Origin of the sequence: Sphingomonas sp. AAP5 (assembly GCF_004354345.1) — a bacterium.
GTDB lineage: Bacteria > Pseudomonadota > Alphaproteobacteria > Sphingomonadales > Sphingomonadaceae > Sphingomonas > Sphingomonas glacialis.
In genome coordinates, this window is sequence record NZ_CP037913.1 from 1,898,692 (window position 1) to 1,916,761 (window position 18,070).

18 protein-coding genes are annotated in these 18,070 nt (G+C 65.5%); 9 read left to right on the plus strand and 9 right to left on the minus strand.

Annotated features, from left to right (window positions below; all coding sequences use genetic code 11):
* Positions 1 to 33 precede the first annotated feature (33 nt).
* Positions 34 to 726 (minus strand): squalene/phytoene synthase family protein, encoded by a 693-nt coding sequence (locus E2E30_RS08705; protein WP_133189080.1) that lies wholly within the window; start codon positions 724 to 726, stop codon positions 34 to 36.
* A 111-nt stretch (positions 727 to 837) separates the two neighbouring features.
* Here E2E30_RS08705 and E2E30_RS08710 point away from each other — a divergent pair, with 111 nt between their 5' ends.
* The 3 genes from E2E30_RS08710 to E2E30_RS08720 are packed head-to-tail and all read left to right on the plus strand — an operon-like array spanning position 838 to position 4,045.
* The gene (locus E2E30_RS08710) at positions 838 to 2,712 is read left to right on the plus strand and encodes a TadE/TadG family type IV pilus assembly protein (RefSeq protein WP_240699079.1); all 1,875 of its coding nucleotides are present in this window, start codon (positions 838 to 840) and stop codon (positions 2,710 to 2,712) included.
* Positions 2,709 to 3,320 carry a TadE/TadG family type IV pilus assembly protein gene (locus E2E30_RS08715; RefSeq protein ID WP_133189082.1) on the plus strand — a complete coding sequence of 204 codons (612 nt, stop codon included), beginning with the start codon at positions 2,709 to 2,711 and terminating at the stop codon, positions 3,318 to 3,320. Before E2E30_RS08710 ends, E2E30_RS08715 begins: the two co-directional genes overlap by 4 nt.
* Entirely contained in the window at positions 3,317 to 4,045 is a 729-nt protein-coding gene (locus tag E2E30_RS08720) for a TadE/TadG family type IV pilus assembly protein (RefSeq protein ID WP_240699080.1), read from the plus strand. The genes E2E30_RS08715 and E2E30_RS08720 overlap by 4 nt, the downstream gene beginning before the upstream one ends.
* Positions 4,046 to 4,062: 17 nt before the next feature.
* Here E2E30_RS08720 and E2E30_RS08725 read toward each other — a convergent pair whose 3' ends face one another.
* The gene (locus tag E2E30_RS08725; RefSeq protein ID WP_133189083.1) at positions 4,063 to 5,463 is read right to left on the minus strand and encodes a pyruvate dehydrogenase complex E1 component subunit beta; all 1,401 of its coding nucleotides are present in this window, start codon (positions 5,461 to 5,463) and stop codon (positions 4,063 to 4,065) included.
* Positions 5,463 to 6,509 carry a pyruvate dehydrogenase (acetyl-transferring) E1 component subunit alpha gene (gene pdhA, locus E2E30_RS08730; protein WP_133189084.1) on the minus strand — a complete coding sequence of 349 codons (1,047 nt, stop codon included), beginning with the start codon at positions 6,507 to 6,509 and terminating at the stop codon, positions 5,463 to 5,465. The genes E2E30_RS08725 and pdhA overlap by 1 nt, the downstream gene beginning before the upstream one ends.
* A gap of 255 nt (positions 6,510 to 6,764) precedes the next feature.
* On the opposite strand from pdhA, the gene E2E30_RS08735 reads away from it, so the two are divergent.
* From E2E30_RS08735 to E2E30_RS08745, 3 genes are all read left to right on the plus strand, one after another.
* Entirely contained in the window at positions 6,765 to 8,048 is a 1,284-nt protein-coding gene (locus E2E30_RS08735; protein ID WP_133189085.1) for an MFS transporter, read from the plus strand.
* Positions 8,045 to 8,965: a cysteine synthase A gene (gene cysK / locus E2E30_RS08740; RefSeq protein ID WP_133189086.1), complete on the plus strand. Its 921-nt coding sequence runs from the start codon at positions 8,045 to 8,047 to the stop codon at positions 8,963 to 8,965. The genes E2E30_RS08735 and cysK overlap by 4 nt, the downstream gene beginning before the upstream one ends.
* Before the next feature lie 294 nt (positions 8,966 to 9,259).
* On the plus strand, positions 9,260 to 10,585 hold the full coding sequence (locus E2E30_RS08745) for a cell wall hydrolase (protein WP_206365669.1): 1,326 nt from the start codon (positions 9,260 to 9,262) through the stop codon (positions 10,583 to 10,585).
* 54 nt (positions 10,586 to 10,639) lie between these two features.
* Here E2E30_RS08745 and E2E30_RS08750 read toward each other — a convergent pair whose 3' ends face one another.
* The gene (locus tag E2E30_RS08750) at positions 10,640 to 11,002 is read right to left on the minus strand and encodes a hypothetical protein (RefSeq protein WP_165954484.1); all 363 of its coding nucleotides are present in this window, start codon (positions 11,000 to 11,002) and stop codon (positions 10,640 to 10,642) included.
* Positions 11,003 to 11,203: 201 nt separating this feature from the next.
* Here E2E30_RS08750 and E2E30_RS08755 point away from each other — a divergent pair, with 201 nt between their 5' ends.
* Positions 11,204 to 11,572: a hypothetical protein gene (locus E2E30_RS08755; protein WP_133189088.1), complete on the plus strand. Its 369-nt coding sequence runs from the start codon at positions 11,204 to 11,206 to the stop codon at positions 11,570 to 11,572.
* A gap of 385 nt (positions 11,573 to 11,957) precedes the next feature.
* Here the strand turns inward: E2E30_RS08755 and E2E30_RS08760 are convergent, their stop codons facing one another.
* The 5 genes from E2E30_RS08760 to E2E30_RS08780 all read right to left on the minus strand — a co-directional run bounded on the left by E2E30_RS08760 (position 11,958) and on the right by E2E30_RS08780 (position 15,583).
* The gene (locus tag E2E30_RS08760; protein WP_133189089.1) at positions 11,958 to 13,760 is read right to left on the minus strand and encodes an acyl-CoA dehydrogenase C-terminal domain-containing protein; all 1,803 of its coding nucleotides are present in this window, start codon (positions 13,758 to 13,760) and stop codon (positions 11,958 to 11,960) included.
* Positions 13,760 to 14,179 (minus strand): MerR family transcriptional regulator, encoded by a 420-nt coding sequence (locus E2E30_RS08765; protein ID WP_133189090.1) that lies wholly within the window; start codon positions 14,177 to 14,179, stop codon positions 13,760 to 13,762. Before E2E30_RS08765 ends, E2E30_RS08760 begins: the two co-directional genes overlap by 1 nt.
* A 105-nt stretch (positions 14,180 to 14,284) precedes the next feature.
* A complete protein-coding gene (locus tag E2E30_RS08770; protein WP_133189091.1) occupies positions 14,285 to 14,827 on the minus strand; it encodes a hypothetical protein in 543 nt (180 codons plus the stop codon).
* Positions 14,827 to 15,189 (minus strand): phosphoribosyl-AMP cyclohydrolase, encoded by a 363-nt coding sequence (gene hisI / locus E2E30_RS08775; RefSeq protein ID WP_133189092.1) that lies wholly within the window; start codon positions 15,187 to 15,189, stop codon positions 14,827 to 14,829. The genes E2E30_RS08770 and hisI overlap by 1 nt, the downstream gene beginning before the upstream one ends.
* Positions 15,190 to 15,334: 145 nt before the next feature.
* Complete coding sequence (locus E2E30_RS08780) at positions 15,335 to 15,583, minus strand: DUF7218 family protein (RefSeq protein ID WP_133189093.1); 249 nt, start codon at positions 15,581 to 15,583, stop codon at positions 15,335 to 15,337.
* A 130-nt stretch (positions 15,584 to 15,713) separates the two neighbouring features.
* Here E2E30_RS08780 and purF point away from each other — a divergent pair, with 130 nt between their 5' ends.
* The gene (gene purF, locus E2E30_RS08785) at positions 15,714 to 17,183 is read left to right on the plus strand and encodes an amidophosphoribosyltransferase (RefSeq protein WP_133189094.1); all 1,470 of its coding nucleotides are present in this window, start codon (positions 15,714 to 15,716) and stop codon (positions 17,181 to 17,183) included.
* Positions 17,184 to 17,316: 133 nt separating this feature from the next.
* The gene (locus E2E30_RS08790) at positions 17,317 to 18,027 is read left to right on the plus strand and encodes an SDR family NAD(P)-dependent oxidoreductase (protein WP_133189095.1); all 711 of its coding nucleotides are present in this window, start codon (positions 17,317 to 17,319) and stop codon (positions 18,025 to 18,027) included.
* Positions 18,028 to 18,070: the final 43 nt, after the last annotated feature.

Consider the following 18,070-nt stretch of genomic DNA (forward strand, 5'->3'; position numbering starts at 1 on the left):
GCAGGATAACCCTTTCTGGCGCCTTGCGAAAGTCTATCGTCCGGTAATGCGGTGCAACGCCAGTCGCGCGACCCGTCGCGGTGCCCCATGCGGCACGGCGGTATCGAGCGGGACCGCCAGGTCCATCCGCGCCAGCTGCGCCAGCGCACCGAGCGGGCGCCCGGCGCGGCTCCAGCGCACCGCCGTTGCCGCTGCGATCGCCTGCGAGGCGGCCGTCGCGGCGCGACGTGCGACCGCCGGGTCTCGCACGTGGCGCGCGAGGTCGGCCAGCACCCATCCCTCCCCCGCCGCCTCGACGGGGTCGGCTGGCGCGCCGCCAAGCACGGTCCGCGCCGCGACGAACAAACCGCGCCCCCGCGCTTCGGCATGGAGCTGCAGCGCGGGTCCGTCGATCGCCTCGGCTTCGAGCAACGCTTCCCACCCATCGATCATCGCGGCGAGCTGCGCGCCGCTAACGCCCTGCGCCACGACATGTTCGGCGAGCGCCTGTAAAACAGGCTGCTCGGGGGGCGGCGCGCTGTCGAGCGCGCGCAGCGCCTCGTGCCACCATGTCAGCCGCATCTGTCCCACCAACGGCTCGCGCGTCGTCCGCAGGATCTGCCCCAGCGTATCGTCGAGCGAGAAAAGCGCGGCTAGCCCCGACCGCGCGGTCTCGGCCGCATAGGAAAGCGCCAGGGCCCGCTCGGCCGACCTGGCCCGCCCCGCGGTTAACGCACCTTTTACCATCGATCTTGTACCCAATTTAGCCGCCTCTTGTTCAAGGCGGCCCGATCTTTTGTTCAAGGCGTAACCATGTTCCGGCGTATCGCGAAACCCAAAGACGACGTACGACCATTTTTGAGCCGCCTGCGACACGATGTGCGCGGCAACGCCCTGGCGATCATGGCGGCCGCGATGGTCCCGCTGATCGGGTTCGCCGGCTCGGCGATCGACATGGGGCGGCTCTACGTCGTCAAGGTCCGGCTGCAGCAAGCGTGCGATGCGGGCGTTCTGGCCGGGCGCAAGACGATGACCGATACATCGACGACCACAGCGCTCGATTCCACGGCATCCGCGCAGGCGCAGAGCTTTTTCGCCAACAATTTCAAATCGGGTTTCTATTCGAGTACGGCGGTGGCGTTCACGCCGACCAAAGCGGTCAACGGAACGAACTCGACCGTCGCCAACGCGGTGACCGGCAGCGCCACTGCGACGGTACCGATGACGTTGATGACCTTTTTCGGCCAGCCGGCGATAAAGCTGACCGTTGCGTGCCAGGCGGTGTTTGACCTCGCGGATACCGATGTGATGTTCGTGCTCGACACGACCGGTTCGATGTCGTGTCAGCCGAGCGATCCCACGAGTTGCGCGAATGCAGCCGTGTCGTACACGCGGGGCGACGGAACGACCGGCTATTATAATCAGGAAAGCAGCAATTCGAAGATCGAGGCGCTGCGGCAGGCTGTCGTGCTGTTCGATACGACGATGCGGTCCAGCGCCGACGTGACGACGCATTTTCGCTATGGCTTCGTGACCTATTCGTCTGCGGTCAATGTCGGCGGGGTCATTCCGCCGAGCTACCTTCAGAACACCAACTGGACGTATCAGAGCCGGCACGTTCAGGGAGATTACAACTACGGTGGGGCCACTTCGGTCAGCTATACCGGTGTTCCAAGCGCCTCTTGCGTTGCGCAACGCATGCCGGCGACCGGCTATTCACGGACGGGGCTTACCTGGACCGATCAAGGCTATTACCAGGCGCGGAATTACTACAACCTTTCGTGGACTTCGGCGAATGGCGGAACGTGTTCCGGCATGCAGCAACCGTTGCGCCCGTTGTGGCGCTATGAGCCGACCACGCTCAATACGAGCGGGCTTGTGTCCAGCCTCAGCACCGGCACCCCCGTCACCAATCCGACCAAGCTCGACGGATCGACGTCGACCTGGCGCGGCTGCATCGAGGAACTCGATACCACCACGGGGTCGTCGTTCAATGTCGCCAATCTGCCCGATGATCTCGACCCGGATATCATTCCCAACGCAACCGCCAACAAATGGCGTCCGCGCTGGCCCGAAGCGGAATGGTTGCGAAACACGATTGGAGCGCAAGACGTCAAGGACGATGCGATCGTCGAGGACAGTACCAACGCGTACTACAACCTCAACTATCGCCCGGGCGGTTATATGGACAAATTGGGCTCGTCGGCATGCGGTATGCCAGCTCAGCGGCTGAAGGTGTGGACCGCACAACAGGTCAACGACTATGTCTACAATGTCGATTTCAAGCCGTTCGGCGGAACGTATCACGATGTCGGGATGATCTGGGGAACACGCATGCTGGCACCCGCCGGCGTCTTCGCCAGTGACACGGCAGCATGGCCGGGCCGCAAGGATCCCACGCGCAATATCGTGTTCATGACCGACGGCACGATGTCGCCGAGCCAGACGTCCTACGGACAATATGGCGTCGAACAGTGGGACAATCGTACCGGCGGGGCGGGCAATTCGACCACCGACTATAACAATCATACCGCGCGCTTCCGCGTGGAATGCGATGCCGCCAAGAAGCGCGGCATCACCATCTATGTCGTGGCCGTCGGCACCGGAGTCACGACCGACCTGACCTATTGCGCCTCGCCCGGGCAGACGTTCCAGGCATCGAGCAAGGATGATCTGACCAAGGCCTTCAAGAGCATCGCGCAACGCATCGCGCAGCTTCGGATCACGCAATGAGGATCGTGCGTGAAGCGCGGCGCGTCGTGCGGATCGTCCGCGACACGCGCGGCGCGACGATCATCGAATTCGCGGTCGTCGCCCCCGTGATGATCTTGTTGATCATGGGTTTGTCCGACCTGGCCTATCAGGGGTACATCATGTCGATCCTCGACGGGGCGATGCAGAAGGCCGGACGCGATTCGACGATCCAGGGCAACGATACGACCCCGAGCGGCGCCGCGATCGACCAGAAGGTGATGGCGTCGGTCTGGCTGGTGATGAAGAGCGCGACCTATGTCTCGTCGCGCAAGAGCTATTCGCAGTTCGGCAACATCGCGCCCGAATCGTTCCGCGACGATAACGGCAACAAGGTGTACGACGCCGCGACCGAATGCTTCACCGACGTCAACGGCAACAAGACGTGGGACGCCGATCCCGGCGCGTCGGGTCAGGGCGGCGCGAGCGACGTGGTCGTCTACAAGATGACGATCACCTACCCCCGGCTGTTTCCCATGGCCGGCCTTGCCGGCCTTTCGCAAACGGTCACGAATTCATCCACGACCTATCTGAAGAACCAGCCTTATGCCGGGCAGGTCTCCTACACTCCCACTTTGGTGTGCCCGTGATCCATCCCGATCCTATCGCCGCGCTCCGCGACTGTTCGCGCCGGCTCGTCCATGCCAAGAGCGGGCTTGCCCTGATGGAGTTTGCCCTCACGCTGCCGCTCGTGCTGACGGTCGGCGGATATGGCATCGAATTGTCGTCGGTCGCGCTGACGAACATGCGCATCAGCCAATATGCGCTCAATCTCGCCGACACCACGTCGCGTCTCGGGCTAGACGCCGGCGGGGGCGTGATCCAATTGCGCGAGGCGGACGTAAACGATGCGTTCCAGGGCATTCGCCTCGCCAGCACCGCGCTCGATCTGGCCACGAACGGGCGTGTCACCCTGTCGAGCCTCGAGAACACGAAGCAGACCTACGACACCGCCTATGTTCAGCGGATCCATTGGCAGCGGTGTTTCGGAAAGATGAGCGGCGTCAATTACGACTCATCCTATGGCACGACAAAGGCCACCGATGGGACGAGCAACACCGCAGCCAACGCCGGAACCGTGACGTCCGCGGGCATGGGGCCAGTCGGCGGCAAGGTCAGCGCTCCGCAAGACAATGCGGTGATGTTCGTCGAGATCAACTACAATTACAAACCGCTGTTCGGCTCGATGTTCGTCGCCCCGCAAGTCATTCGCTATACCGGATCGCTGCTCGTCAGAGACAATCGCGACTATCGTCAGATCTACAATCCAACTCCAGCCGCGACCGCCTCCACCTGCGACAAATATACGAGCTGATCCGTATCCGGGGCTGATCAGCCCCGGTACGTCACCTGCTTCACCGCCGCGACGATCTTGTCGGCGTTGACCAGCATCAGCTTTTCGAGGTTCGCCGCATACGGCATCGGCACGTCCTCGTTGGTCACGCGCAGCACGGGTGCGTCGAGGTCGTCGAAGCCCTGCTCCATGCACAGCGCCTGGATTTCGGACGCGATCGAGCAAGTGGGCCAACCCTCCTCGGCGACGACGAGGCGGTTGGTCTTCTTGAGGCTCTTGAGCACCGATTCGGTGTCGAGCGGACGCAGCGTGCGCAAGTCGAGCACTTCGGCGTCGATACCCTCGGCGGCCAACTTCTCGGCGGCTTCGAGTGCCAAGCCCACGCCGATCGAATAGCTGACGATCGTGACGTCCTTGCCCTCGCGCATGATCCGCGCCTTGCCGATCGGCAGGACATAGTCATCGAGCTTGGGCACCTCGAACGTGCGGCCATAGAGCAGCTCGTTCTCGAGGAACACGACGGGATCCTCGGTGCGGATCGCCGCCTTGAGCAGCCCCTTGGCGTCGGCCGCGTCATATGGCGCGATCACGATCAGGCCGGGGACGCTCGCATACCACGGCGCATAGTTCTGCGAATGCTGCGCACCGACGCGGCTTGCGGCGGCGTTCGGCCCGCGGAACACGATCGGGCAGCGCATCTGGCCCCCCGACATGTAGTTGGTCTTGGCGGCCGAATTCACGATGTGATCGATCGCCTGCATCGCGAAGTTGAAGGTCATGAACTCGACGATCGGGCGAAGCCCGCCCATCGCGGCGCCCGTGCCGATGCCGGCAAAACCGTATTCGGTGATCGGCGTGTCGATCACGCGCTTGTCGCCGAATTCTTCGAGCAAGCCTTGCGTCACCTTATACGCGCCCTGATACTGCGCGACTTCCTCCCCCATCACGAAGATGCGCTTGTCGGCGCGCATTTCCTCAGCCATCGCGTCGCGCAAAGCTTCGCGCAACGTCAGCGTGACCATCTCGGTCCCCTCGGGGATCGCGGGGCCGCTGACTTCGGCCTTGTGCTTGGCGGCATCGGCCAGTTGCTGCGTGCCGGTTTCGGCCTGCTTGGGCGCAGGCGTCGCCTCGAGCTTCTGCTCGGGTGCAGGCGGGGCAGCGGCCGGCTTGGCGTCGCCGCCAGCGTCGGGCTCTTCGCCCTCGGCGGTCAGCGTCGCGATGACGGTGCCGACCTTCACGTTATCGGTGCCCTCGGCGACGAGGATCTTGCCGATCGTCCCTTCGTCGACGGCTTCGAATTCCATCGTCGCCTTGTCGGTTTCGATCTCGGCCATGATGTCGCCCGACTTGACGACATCGCCTTCCTTGACGAGCCATTTGGCGAGCGTGCCCTCCTCCATCGTCGGGGAAAGCGCGGGCATCTTGATTTCGATGGGCATCAGTAGGTTTCCACCAGAATGTCGGTGTAGAGTTCGGCAGCCTCGGGTTCGGGCGCCTGCTCGGCAAAGTCGGCGGCTTCGTTGACGATCTTGCGGATCTCCTGATCCACCGTCTTGAGCTCGGCCTCGGTCACGCCTTGCGCGTCGAGCAGCTTCTTGACGTGGTCGATCGGGTCCGACTTGTCGCGCACCGCCTGGACTTCGTCGCGCGAGCGGTACTTGGCCGGATCGGACATCGAATGGCCGCGATAGCGATAGGTCTTCATCTCGAGGATGATCGGACCCTTGCCGGCGCGGACCCAGGCGAGTGCTTCCTCGGCGGCACCGCGGCACGCCAGCACGTCCATGCCGTCGACCTGGATGCCCGGGATGCGGAACGATTCGCCGCGGCGGAACAGCTGGTCCTCGGCCGACGAGCGGTTGACGCTCGTGCCCATCGCATATTCGTTATTCTCGATCACATAGATGATCGGGAGCTTCCACAGCTCGGCCATGTTGAAGCTTTCGTACACCTGGCCCTGGTTCGACGCACCGTCGCCGAAATAGGCCATGGCGACGCCGCCATCCTCGTTATACTTGTGCGCGAAGGCGAGGCCCGTGCCGAGCGACACCTGCGCGCCGACGATGCCGTGGCCACCGTAAAACTTCTTCTCGGTCGAGAACATGTGCATCGAGCCGCCCTTACCGCGGCTGATGCCCGCGCCACGCCCGGTCAGCTCGGCCATGATGACCTTGGGATCGATGCCGTAAGCGAGCATGTGGCCGTGGTCGCGATACCCGGTGATGACCGAGTCCTTGTCGCCGTCGAGACCCGACTGCAGGCCGACCGCAACGGCTTCCTGACCGATATAGAGGTGGCAGAAACCGCCGATCAGGCCGAGGCCGTAAAGCTGTCCGGCTTTCTCTTCGAAGCGGCGGATCAGCAGCATCTGCTTGTAGAATTCGAGCAGCTCTTCCTTCGAGGCCTCGTACGCTTTGGGCTCGTCGGGGCGCTCGCGGTTGGGCACGGGGGGTAGTGCCTTTACGGCAGCGGGGGCTTTTGCCACGTCTGGAAGACCTCATGACCTGGGGAGAGGGACGCCGAGCCTATAGGCGCGATGTTGCGCCGATATCAATCGCCCCTGTCAAAACGATGCGCATCGCCGATGTTTTCCGCCGAACCGCCACCGGGGTAGCGAAAGCGCGTGGCACGCGTCGATCGCGGATCAAGTCCCGGATGACGTGCGAACAGCGCAAGTTTCCACAGGCCAAGCACATCCTCGATTGCCCCTCCCGCATCGCACCGCTTAAGGCAGGGCAAGATGACCGCCGCTCGCCACCCGCTCCGCATCGCACAGTTCCGTTCGTATTGGGCGGCTCGCTTCGCGATGACGATCGCGCAAAATGCGATGATCATCGTGATCGGGTGGCAGACCTACACGATCGCGCGGACGACGATGTCCCCCGCCGGCGCCGCGGCGCAGCTCGGGCTGATCGGGCTGCTGCAATTCGTGCCGCTGTTCGTGACGACGCCGCTCACCGGCTGGGTCGCCGACCGATTCGACCGGCGGCTGATCACGCGCTGCACGCTCGCCTTGCAAGTGGCGTGCGCGCTGATTCTCGCGCTCGTCACCTATTCGGGCGGCATGACGTTGCCGGTCCTGTTCTCGGTCGCGGTGCTGCTCGGGCTCGGGCGCGCGTTTGCGGGTCCCGCGTTCGGCGCGCTTGCGCCCAATCTCGTCCCCCGCGAAGTCCTCCCGACCGCGATCGCGCTGAGCTCGATCTCGTGGCAAGTCGGCACGATCGTCGGGCCGGCGCTCGGCGGCTTTGCCTATGCCGCCGCGCCGTGGGGCGCCTATGCGCTCGCCACGGTGCTGTTCGCGGTCGCGTTGGCGTGCATGCTGACGATCCCGCCGGTGCCGCGCACGATCACCCCGAACAAGGGCAACCCGCTGCGCCAGATCGTCGACGGCCTGGCATATGTGGGGCAGAACAAGCTGGTGCTCGGCGCGATCACGCTCGATTTGTTCGCCGTGTTCCTGGCAGGGACGAGCGCCTTGCTGCCGATCTACGCGCACGACATTTTGAAGGTCGGCCCGCAGGGGCTGAGCCTGCTCGCCGCCGCGCCCGCTGCCGGTGCCTCGGTCGTCGCGCTGTTCTTCTCGTTCCGCCCGATCAAGACCAATGTCGGCCCCAAGATGCTCGGCGCGGTGCTCGTCTACGGCGTGGCTACGGTGGTGTTCGGGCTGTCGCAGATCATGGCGCTGAGTCTCGCCGCGCTGGCGGTTGCGGGCGCGGCCGACATGTTCTCGGTCTATATCCGCCAGTCGCTGATCACGCTGCACACCCCCGACGACAAGCGCGGGCGTGTGGGCGCAGTATCGCAGCTCACCATTTCGGCGTCGAACGAGCTGGGCGAGGCCGAGTCGGGCTTCCTTGCGGCGGCGCTCGGGCCGGTCGGCGCGGTGCTGGTCGGCGGCGGCGGGGCGATTGTCGTTACCATCCTGTGGACGTATCTGTTCCCCAGCATTCGCAACGCCAAGACTTTCGATCTGCCCAAAAGCGCCCAAGATTCCCGCGATCTCGAACTGGAGGCCACGCCATGAAAGCCAACACGATCCTCGACACGATCGGCAACACGCCGCACGTCCGCGTCCAGAAGCTGTTCCCCGGCGCCGAAGTGTGGATCAAGTCGGAACGCTCGAACCCCGGCGGCTCGATCAAGGACCGCATCGCGCTCGCGATGATCGAGGCGGCCGAGCGTGACGGGCACCTCCAGCCCGGCGGCACGATCATCGAGCCGACCTCGGGCAATACCGGCGTCGGCCTGGCGATGGTCGCCGCGGTCAAGGGCTACAAGCTCGTGCTCGTCATGCCCGAGAGCATGAGCCTCGAACGCCGCCGGCTGATGCTGGCATATGGCGCGACCTTCGACCTCACCCCGCGCGAGAAGGGCATGAAGGGCGCGATCGAGCGTGCGCTCGAGCTCGTCGAGCAGACGCCGGGCGCGTGGATGCCGCAGCAGTTCGAGAACCCGGCGAACATCGACGTCCATGTCCACACCACCGCGCTCGAGATCCTCAACGATTTCCGCGATTCGCCGATCGACGTGATCATCACCGGGGTCGGCACCGGCGGGCACATCACCGGCGTGGCCGAACGGCTCAAGCAGGATTGGCCCAACCTCAAGGTCTATGCGGTCGAGCCCGCCGCCTCGCCGGTGATCTCGGGCGGCTCGCCCGGCCCGCACCCGATCCAGGGGATCGGCGCCGGGTTCGTCCCCGCCAACCTCCACACCCAGGCGATCGACGGCGCAATCAAGGTCGATGCGAGCGTCGCCAAGGACATGGCGCGCCGCTCGGCCGCCGAGGAAGGGATGCTCGTCGGGATCAGCTCGGGCGCGACGCTCGCCGCGATCCTGCAGAAGCTGCCCGATCTGCCCGAGGGTGTGCGCGTGCTCGGCTTCAATTACGATACGGGCGAGCGCTATCTGTCGGTGCCGGACTTCCTGCCGGAGAGCTGAGCCCCGTCGCGATACGCGGGCCGGGCGCTTCCCACCGAACGTCACCCCGGGCTTGTCCCGGGGTCCACCGGGATGGACGCACCCCGTCGTTGCTTACGCGGCACGGTGGACCCCGGCACGAGGCCGGGGTGACGGTTGGGGGATCGATGTACCCTTCCGAACCGAACCGGACCGCGCACGGCGATGACATCGCGCCCATTTCGTATCCGCGCAGGAATGCGCTAAAGGCGCTGGCCCATTTCGGTCAGGAGCCGTTCGTGCCCCCGTTGCTTCTCAATTCCCGGTCTTGATCGCATGACCCCGTTCCGCCCTCCCAGCGCCACGCTGCGCGCGATCGTCGTGGCGATCGCGACGCTCGCGATCCTCGCCCCGGTCCTGCTGATCCGCTTCGCGCCGCCACTCGTGCGCCACCATGTCGCGCGTAGCGCAGCGCAGCGCGTCGTTCCCGCCGCCGAGCTGCCGCCGGTCGAGCCCGTCGCGTTCCAGGATCTCGACCCCGACGACGCCCGCGCGTTCAACGCGAGCGTGCCGTTCGTCGATGGCCCCAACCCCGCCGCGCGCCCGTTCAAGCTCGCCGGCGACCCGATCCAGCGTGCCCGCGCGATCGACTGCATGGCAGCAGCCGTCCTCTACGAAGCCGGCGACGATCCGGTCGGGCAGCGCGCCGTCGCGCAGGTGGTGATCAACCGCGTCCGCCATCCCGCCTTCCCCAAGACGATCTGCGGCGTGGTGTTCCAGGGCGCAGAGCGCTCGACCGGCTGCCAGTTCACCTTCACCTGCGACGGCGCGCTGGCCCGCCATGGCTGGCTCGATGCACAATGGGGTCGCGCGCGCGAAACTGCGAGCGCGGCGCTCGGCGGCGCGGTGTTCAAGCCCGTCGGCTATGCGACGCATTACCATACCGACTGGGTCGTGCCCTATTGGCAGTCGAGCCTCGACAAGATCGCCGCGGTGAACACGCATCTGTTCTTCCGCTGGACCGGCTGGTGGGGCACCCCGCCCGCCTTCAACCGCCACGTGTCGAACGACGAGCCGCTGATCAGCGCGCTCGCGCCCTATTCCGACGCGCACAAGGACGCCGCAGAGTTGAAGGTGAACGAAGCGCTCTATGTCGACCCGGTCGCCGCGGCGACGCCGCTGCCGGGCGCGCTGCCGGGCGAGGAGAACAGCTTCCTGCTGGTGCTCGACGCGAAGAAGATGACAGCCGACGGCTTCGCCCAGCTCGCCACGCGCACCTGCGGCGACCGGCCGTATTGCAAGGTGATGGGCTGGACCGACAAGACCAAGCTGCCGAGCGCACTGCCCCTCCAGCCAGTGCAGATCGCGGCGCTTTCGTTCAGCTATCTGCGCGACCGAGCGCATGATTACGACAAGGCGCTGTGGAATTGCAGCGAGTTCAAGCGCGCCGACGTGGCGCAGTGCATGAAGCAGCAGATCTATGTGCCCGCGCCGCGCAGCGCGGACGGCTTCCGGCTCGAGACCCTGCCCGTCGCGGAGCGCGCGCCGGGGGTTCCGGCGGCGGCCGACGGCTTGGTCGGCGTGCGGCGCAAGGCCGAGGTCGCGCCGGCGGCCAAGGCGACGCCGATCGCCAAGCCGGGCGCGGTCGCCGAGGGACGCTGAACGCTGGCAGGCGGCGCGCGATGATCGCGAAAGGCCCAGCAGCCTCCCTCGGCGCTACCTTCGCAACGTCCGTCTTCCAACATCCACCATCAGCAAGCTCGAGATCGATGCTGCGCAGCAGATCAGCAGCGCCGTGAAATACGCGACCGCGTAGAGCGGATCACGGTCCCAAACACCCCACCAGACAGTGGCCGTGAGAGCAGCGAGGGGGCCCACGGCAATCACCGCTGCCGCGATCCATCGCTGCCGGGGAAAGATCATCTGCACCAGCAAGCCAGCGATGAAAGTGGCCGCGAACAACGTCCACGGGTTTAGCGACAAGACCATAGAGGCAACGTTACGCCTTTCTGTTCGCGCCGCAATGTCCGCAATTTGGTCGATGTACGACGGCGCGCTGTTTCGCCCGACAGCTGCCACTCGGCTTTCAGGCGATCCACGCGCACAATCGACGCCGGAAGGGCTAGCCCTACCGATGGCCGGCCGCCGTTCCCGAGAACGATCTTCCACGAACTCCGACACGACCACGCTTTGGAGATTTTTTAGTTCAACTGCACCAGGTGATCGAACTTTAATTCTTTCGTTCTAGCGTCTTGATCGCAGGGATAGGATCGAAGCCGCATGGGACGTCTACTCAGGACCGCGGCAGTGATGATCGCAGCACTCTCGCTAGGGAGCTGTGGATCGACGCGCTCAGGCGGCGCGCTGCGTCTCCGGCACGTCGTCGTCGTGGCAACCGCCGCTGGCGAGCGGACCTTCGACACCGTCCTCCGCCTCGACGGGTACCAGCATTGGAACCAGGCGTTTGGCGGTCCAGGCTGGGGCGCAATTACCTGCAGGCTCACGGGGGACGCCCTTCGCACCACCGTTGGCGACCGCGACTTCCTGTTCCTGCTCTCGAAGCCGGGAGAAACGACGCCGGCCTCGACCCAGATCGACCTCATCAAGACGCACTTCGGGCTGCCCAACTGGACGGCGGACGCGGGTTAGGTCGGGCAGTGGAAGGACCTCGCGGCGAGCCGGCGTGGCGTCGATCTCAGGGGCGCCGAATTGCCGGCCATCGCCGTGATGCCGCACAACGGGTGGGTCAATGATGCGCGTATCATCTCGCTGGAGGAGGCCGAACGCCTCGGTCTACGCGTCATCCGGTATCGGCTGGAGATCACCGGGGAATCCGCGGGTTCGAGCTCGCGGTTGAGCGTCAGATACCGGGGGGCGACGAATAGGACCATGACCGACGTAGGGCGGGAAATGCTCACGGTGACAAACGGCGAGTCTTAAATCCGTGGTCGTTTACCGCGCCTGCTCGCAGCGCGAATCCAGGTGACCGGGGGATTCCTCCCCCGCCACCGCGGGGGAGGATGTTTCGTGCGCCTTACGCGGCGGCGAACATTTCGGGCGGGAGCGCCATCATCGCTTCGCTGCCCGCCTCGATCTTGCGACGCAGCGCGCCCGTCTCGGGCATCACGCGCTCGGCGAAATAGCGCGCAGTGACCAGCTTGGCGTCGAGGAACGCCTGATCGCCCTCACCCGCCGCCTTAAGCTTGGTCGCGGCGGTCGCCATGCGCAGCCACATCACGCCGAGCGCCACGATGCCCATGATGTGCATGTAGGGGTGCGCGCCCGCGCCGACATTGTCGGGGTTCTGCATGCCGTTCTGCATGAACCACATCGTCGCCGCCTGGAGTTCGCCATTGGCCTTTTCGAGGCGGCTGGCGAAGTCGGCGGTCGCCGGATCGGCCTTGCCCGCCGCGACGTCGTCGGCGACGACCTTGAAGAACGCCTGCACCGCACGGCCACCGTTCTGCGCGAGCTTGCGCCCGACCAGATCCATCGCCTGGACGCCGTTGGTGCCCTCGTAGATCATCGCGATGCGGGCATCGCGGACATACTGCTCCATGCCCCATTCGGCGATGTAGCCGTGGCCGCCGTAAACCTGCTGCGCGTTGGTCGCGACGTCATAGCCCTTGTCGGTGCCGTAGCCCTTGATGACCGGGGTCAGCAGCCCGATCAGGTCGGAGGCGAGCTGGCGCTCTTCCTCGGTCGCGCCGGCATGCTCGAGATCGACCTGGAGCGCGCCCCACAGGCACAGTGCGCGAAGGCCTTCGGTCAGCGCCTTGGCTTCCATGAGCATGCGGCGGACGTCGGGATGGACGAACAGCGTGTCGGCCTTCTCGTTCGGCTCCTTGGGGCCGGTCAGCGCGCGACCCTGGCGGCGGTCGTGGGCGTACTGGACGGCGTTCTGGTAAGCGACTTCGGCGACGCCGAGCCCCTGCAGGCCGACGCCGAGGCGGGCGGCGTTCATCATGATGAACATCGCCGCGAGGCCCTTCATCTCCTCGCCGACGAGCCAGCCGATCGCGCCGTCATAGTTCATCACGCAGGTCGAATTGGCGTGGATCCCCATCTTGTGCTCGATCGAGCCGCAGGTGACGGGGTTGCGCGCGCCGAGCGAGCCGTCGTCGTTGACGAGGACCTTCGGCACGACGAACAGCGAAATGCCCTTCGAGCTCTCGGGCGCGCCCGGCGTCTTTGCCAGCACGAGGTGGATGATGTTCTCGGTGAGATCATGCTCGCCCGACGAGATGAAGATCTTGGTGCCGGTGATCGCATAGGAGCCATCGGCCTGCGGCTCGGCGCGGGTGCGGATGAGGCCCAGATCGGTGCCGCACTGCGGCTCGGTCAGGTTCATCGTGCCGCCCCATTTGCCGCTGACCATGTTGGGGACGTACTTGGCCTTCTGCTCGTCCGAGCCCTTCGCCAGCAGCGCGGCGATCGCGCCGTGCGACAGGCCGGGGTACATGGCGAACGCCATGTTCGACGAGATCATGAACTCCTGGAACGCGGTCGAGACGACGTGCGGCATCGCCTGCCCGCCGAACTCTTCCGGCGCGCTGAGCGTGCCCCAGCCCGATTCGACAAACGCGTCATAGGCTTCCTTGAAGCCCTTCGGCGTGGTGACCGAACCGTCCTCGTGACGCGTGCAGCCTTCCTGGTCACCCGAAGCATTGAGCGGGAACAGCACTTCGGCGACGAACTTGCCGCCTTCGTCGAGCACGGCATCGACCACGTCGGGGGTCGCGTTCTGGAAGCCGGCGTGGTTCGAATAGTTTTCGAGGCCGACGACATGCTCGAGCACGAAACGGACGTCGCGAACGGGGGGCGTATATTGGGGCATCAGGCTTCCTTCGGATGATTATGTTCGACGAGCTCGATGAACTCGGTCAATTCGGCGATGGCGGCGTCGATGTCGCGCTTTTGCGCATCGAGCAGGGCGACGCGACTACGGCAGCGCTCGATCGTGACGGCACGCTGCGCGCGGCGTCCGTCGCCGATATCGTAGAGGTCGATCATCTCGCGGATCTCGGACAGCGAGAAACCGACGCGCTTGCCGCGCAGGATCCAGGCGAGCCGCGCACGATCGCGCTGCGAATAGATGCGCGCGGTGCCGCGGCGTTCGGGGGCGATCAGCCCCTCATCCTCGTAGAAGCGCAACGCACGCGCGGTGACGTCGAACTCTGCCGAGAGATCGGAAATCGAGAAATGATCGCGATCGGGATGACGCTCGATCAAAGCATAGGCGGGATCGCTGGACATGCCCGCTAAATAGTTGCCGCTTACGTGAACGTCAACCCGCAAGGCGCCGGTTCGGGATCGTTTCGTGGGTCGGGCTGACCAATCCGTCGCGAACCCGCGGCTAGGCTAACCGCCATCCCCACACAGCAAACGCCCCCGCGCGTCGCGCAGCGTTGCAGCTTCCGACGCAGATTCACTCAGCCGCGTCACGTCGAGCGCGGCGATCGACGCGCGACCGCGGCACGCCTTCTGGCACGCGTCGGGGACGCGCGGCGGGAAAACGATGCGATCGCCCTCGAACCGCGCATCGATGGTGCAGCCATCGCCGCTCGCGCCGAGCGTCACGTGCAGCGTGTCGCCGTCGCGCGTGACGACGCCCGATCCGCCGCAATTCTGCGTCTCGTCATAATCGACGAAGACGCCGATCCGATATGCCTTCGCGCTCGGCACGATACAGACCCGGTCGTTCCCGGTCGCATAGACGCCGGTGAGATCGGTGCTTGTCGGGTCGGGAATGACGCCCGCCTGGATCGCGGCGGCTTCGAGCCCCTGCGGGGTCGGCGACGCGGCCGGATCCGATGCGCTACGATAGCATCCGGCCAGCAGCAGGGTCAGTACGACAAGCGCGACCTGCGCCCTCCCCCATACGCGCGTGCGCCGCCTCGGCATCATTCCGCCAATGCCAGCCGATCGCCCTCGATGCGGCGGTAGAAACAGCTGCGCGCGCCGGTGTGGCACGCAGGGCCAGCGGGATCGACGATCAGCCACACGGCATCCTGATCGCAATCGATCCGGATGTCGCTGACCTGGAGCACATGCCCCGAGGTCTCGCCTTTCTTCCACAGCGCAGCCCGGCTTCGCGACCAGAAATGCGCGACCCCGGTTTCCACCGTCAGCGCCAGCGCTTCGGCATTCATATGGGCGAGCATCAGGACGTCGCCGGTCACGCGATCGGTTGCGACCGCAGTGATCAAGCCGGCGGCATCGTATTTCGGGTCCAGCACTAGGCCGGTTTCGCGGGGATCAGGCATAGCTTGCCAATAGCGCCGCTCCCCCCTTCCGTCACCCCGGCCCGGTGCCGGGGTCCACCGGGCGGCAATCCCGCGTTTTGGTTCAAGCGGCCGCGCGCGCTGCACGGTGGGCCCCGGCACGAGGCCGGGGTGACGGGTGGCATCCTCAATCCTCGCGAATCGCCTTCACCAATTCCGCCTTGGTCATCTTCGATCGGCCGGCAATGCCGATCTCGCGCGCTTCCCTCATCAGATCGTCCTTCGTTCGAACCTCGAGCGCAGTCGCGCGATGGTCGATCGTCCCCGCCGCCTTGGCATTGGCGATTCGCGCGGCTTTTTCCTTCGACGCGCCGTCGCGGCGCAGATCCTCGTAGAGCGTGTCGTCCTTGACGCTCGGTCCATGATCCTTCGCCACCGCAACCTCCTGCTATTCAACGCCAAAAAACCCGCGATGCGACCAAACGCTCCGCGCGTTGTTACAAAAGCGCGACAAACCCCGGAGCCCTCCCTATATGCCACCGCGAGCGCTACCCCCGAAGGGCGATATGCTGACCACGAACCCACATGAAGACGACACGCTGCACGAAGAGTGCGGCATTTTCGGCATTTCCGGCGCGACCGACGCGGCCCGGCTGGTTGCGCTCGGGCTGCACGCGCTGCAGCACCGCGGCCAGGAGGCGGCCGGCATCACCAGCTTCGACGGGGTGGAGTTCCACACCCATCGCGCGATGGGGCATGTCGCGGGCAATTTCGACCGCGAGGACATCATGGTCCCGTTGCGCGGCTCGGTCGCTTGCGGCCATGTCCGCTACTCGACGACCGGCGAGACGGCGTTGCGCAACGTGCAGCCGCTCTACGCCGATCTCGCCTCGGGCGGTTTCGCGATCGCGCACAACGGCAACATCTCTAACGCGTTGCGGCTGCGGCGCGATCTGGTGCGGCGCGGGTCGATCTTCCAGTCGACCAGCGATACCGAGACGATCATCCATCTCGTCGCGACCTCGAACTATCGCACCACCGTCGACAAGTTCATCGATGCGCTCAAGCGCGTCGAGGGCGCCTATTCGCTGATCGTGATGACGCCCGAGGGCATGATCGCCTGCCGCGATCCGCTCGGCATCCGTCCGCTCGTGATGGGCAAGATCGATGGCCCGGATGGCGGGTCGATCATCTTCGCGTCGGAGACCGTGGCGCTCGACGTCGTCGGCGCGACCTTCGTCCGTTCGATCGATCCGGGCGAACTGGTGATGGTCAAGGGGACCGAGATCACCTCGCACCGCCCCTTCGCGCCCGTCGCGGCGCGGCCGTGCATCTTCGAATATGTCTATTTCTCGCGTCCCGATTCGATCTCGGAGGACCGCAGCGTCTACACCGTGCGCAAGGCGATCGGCGCGCAGCTGGCGATCGAGAGTCCAGTCGAGGCCGACCTCGTCATCCCCGTCCCCGATTCGGGCACGCCGGCGGCGCTTGGCTATGCGCAGGAATCGGGCATTCCGTTCGAGCTCGGCATCATCCGCTCGCATTATGTCGGGCGCACCTTCATCCAGCCGAGCGACAAGGTCCGCCATCTCGGCGTCAAGCTCAAGCACAACGCCAACCGCGCGCTGATTGCGGGCAAGAAAATCGTGCTGATCGACGATTCGATCGTGCGCGGGACGACCAGCCTCAAGATCGTCGAGATGATGCGCGAAGCCGGCGCCGCCGAGGTGCATATGCGCATCGCCAGCCCGCCGACGCGGCATTCGTGCTTCTACGGCGTCGACACGCCCGAGCGCGCCAAGCTGCTCGCCGCGACCAAGAATCTCGAGGAAATGGCAGCGTATATCAAGGCCGACAGCCTCGCCTTCGTTTCGATCGACGGTCTCTACAAGGCGCTCGGCGAGCCGCAGCGCAACGCGATCCGGCCGAGCCATTGCGACGCCTGCTTCACCGGCGATTACCCGACCAGCCTGACCGACCAGGACGACGTATCCTCGGTCGATCAGTTCGCGCTGCTCGCGGAACGCGTCATTTAAGCGACATATAGCCCCTCCCCTTCAGGGGAGGGGTTGGGGTGGGGAGGTAACGGGCGCTGGCGCTCTGCGAGGCACGTCCCCACCCCCAAACCCCTCCCCTGAAGGGGAGGGGCTCAAAGGGAGAGAGCCCCGAATGACCGACAAGCCACTCGCCAATCAAGTTGCCCTCGTCACTGGCGCAAGCCGCGGGATCGGCGCTGCAACCGCACTCGCGCTCGGCGCGGCGGGCGCACATGTCGTGATCACCGCGCGCACCGCGGCGGGGCTCGAGACGGTCGAGAACGCAATTTTCGACGCCGGCGGCTCGGCGACGATCGCACCGCTCAACCTGACCGAGACCGACAGCATCGCGCGCCTCGGCACCGCTATCGGCGAGCGCTGGCCCGCGCTCGACATCCTGGTGCTCAACGCCGCGATGCTCGGGCAATTGTCCGCCGTCCCAGCGATCGACGCCAAGGAGATGGCGCAGGTGCTTACGCTCAACGTCAGCGCGCAGGCCGCGCTGATTGCGGCGTTCGACCCGATGCTGCGCAAATCGGCGCACGGCCGGGTGATCGGCCTCACATCGAGCGTCGGGCGCAAGCCGCGCGCCTATTGGGGGATGTACGGCGCGTCGAAGGCGGCGTTCGAGACGCTGCTCGCCGCGTATGGCGACGAAATGGAGCTGATCAGCAAGGTCCGCACCGCGATCATCGACCCCGGCGCGACGCGCACCGCGATGCGCCACAAGGCCTATCCGGGCGAAGACCCCAAGTCGGTCAAGGATCCGTCGGTGGTGGCGGATCGGATCGTCGCGCTGCTGACCGAGGATTTCGCGACCGGGCATTTCGAACGCGTCGAATAGAGCGCACGAGTCGAATAGAGTTCCCCTCACGCTTCCGGGAGGG

Bases quoted from the DNA above. Each gene is read 5' to 3' on its own strand.
- E2E30_RS08770 (WP_133189091.1), bottom strand. From the start codon at position 14,827: ATGCCGAGGCGGCGCACGCGCGTATGGGGGAGGGCGCAGGTCGCGCTT.
- E2E30_RS08760 (WP_133189089.1), bottom strand. From the start codon at position 13,760: ATGCCCCAATATACGCCCCCCGTTCGCGACGTCCGTTTCGTGCTCGAG.
- E2E30_RS08755 (WP_133189088.1), top strand. From the start codon at position 11,204: ATGGGACGTCTACTCAGGACCGCGGCAGTGATGATCGCAGCACTCTCG.
- E2E30_RS08735 (WP_133189085.1), top strand. From the start codon at position 6,765: ATGACCGCCGCTCGCCACCCGCTCCGCATCGCACAGTTCCGTTCGTAT.
- hisI (WP_133189092.1), bottom strand. From the start codon at position 15,189: ATGCCTGATCCCCGCGAAACCGGCCTAGTGCTGGACCCGAAATACGAT.
- E2E30_RS08725 (WP_133189083.1), bottom strand. From the start codon at position 5,463: ATGCCCATCGAAATCAAGATGCCCGCGCTTTCCCCGACGATGGAGGAG.
- E2E30_RS08790 (WP_133189095.1), top strand. From the start codon at position 17,317: ATGACCGACAAGCCACTCGCCAATCAAGTTGCCCTCGTCACTGGCGCA.
- E2E30_RS08705 (WP_133189080.1), bottom strand. From the start codon at position 726: ATGGTAAAAGGTGCGTTAACCGCGGGGCGGGCCAGGTCGGCCGAGCGG.
- E2E30_RS08715 (WP_133189082.1), top strand. From the start codon at position 2,709: ATGAGGATCGTGCGTGAAGCGCGGCGCGTCGTGCGGATCGTCCGCGAC.
- purF (WP_133189094.1), top strand. From the start codon at position 15,714: ATGCTGACCACGAACCCACATGAAGACGACACGCTGCACGAAGAGTGC.
- cysK (WP_133189086.1), top strand. From the start codon at position 8,045: ATGAAAGCCAACACGATCCTCGACACGATCGGCAACACGCCGCACGTC.
- E2E30_RS08765 (WP_133189090.1), bottom strand. From the start codon at position 14,179: ATGTCCAGCGATCCCGCCTATGCTTTGATCGAGCGTCATCCCGATCGC.
- E2E30_RS08745 (WP_206365669.1), top strand. From the start codon at position 9,260: ATGACCCCGTTCCGCCCTCCCAGCGCCACGCTGCGCGCGATCGTCGTG.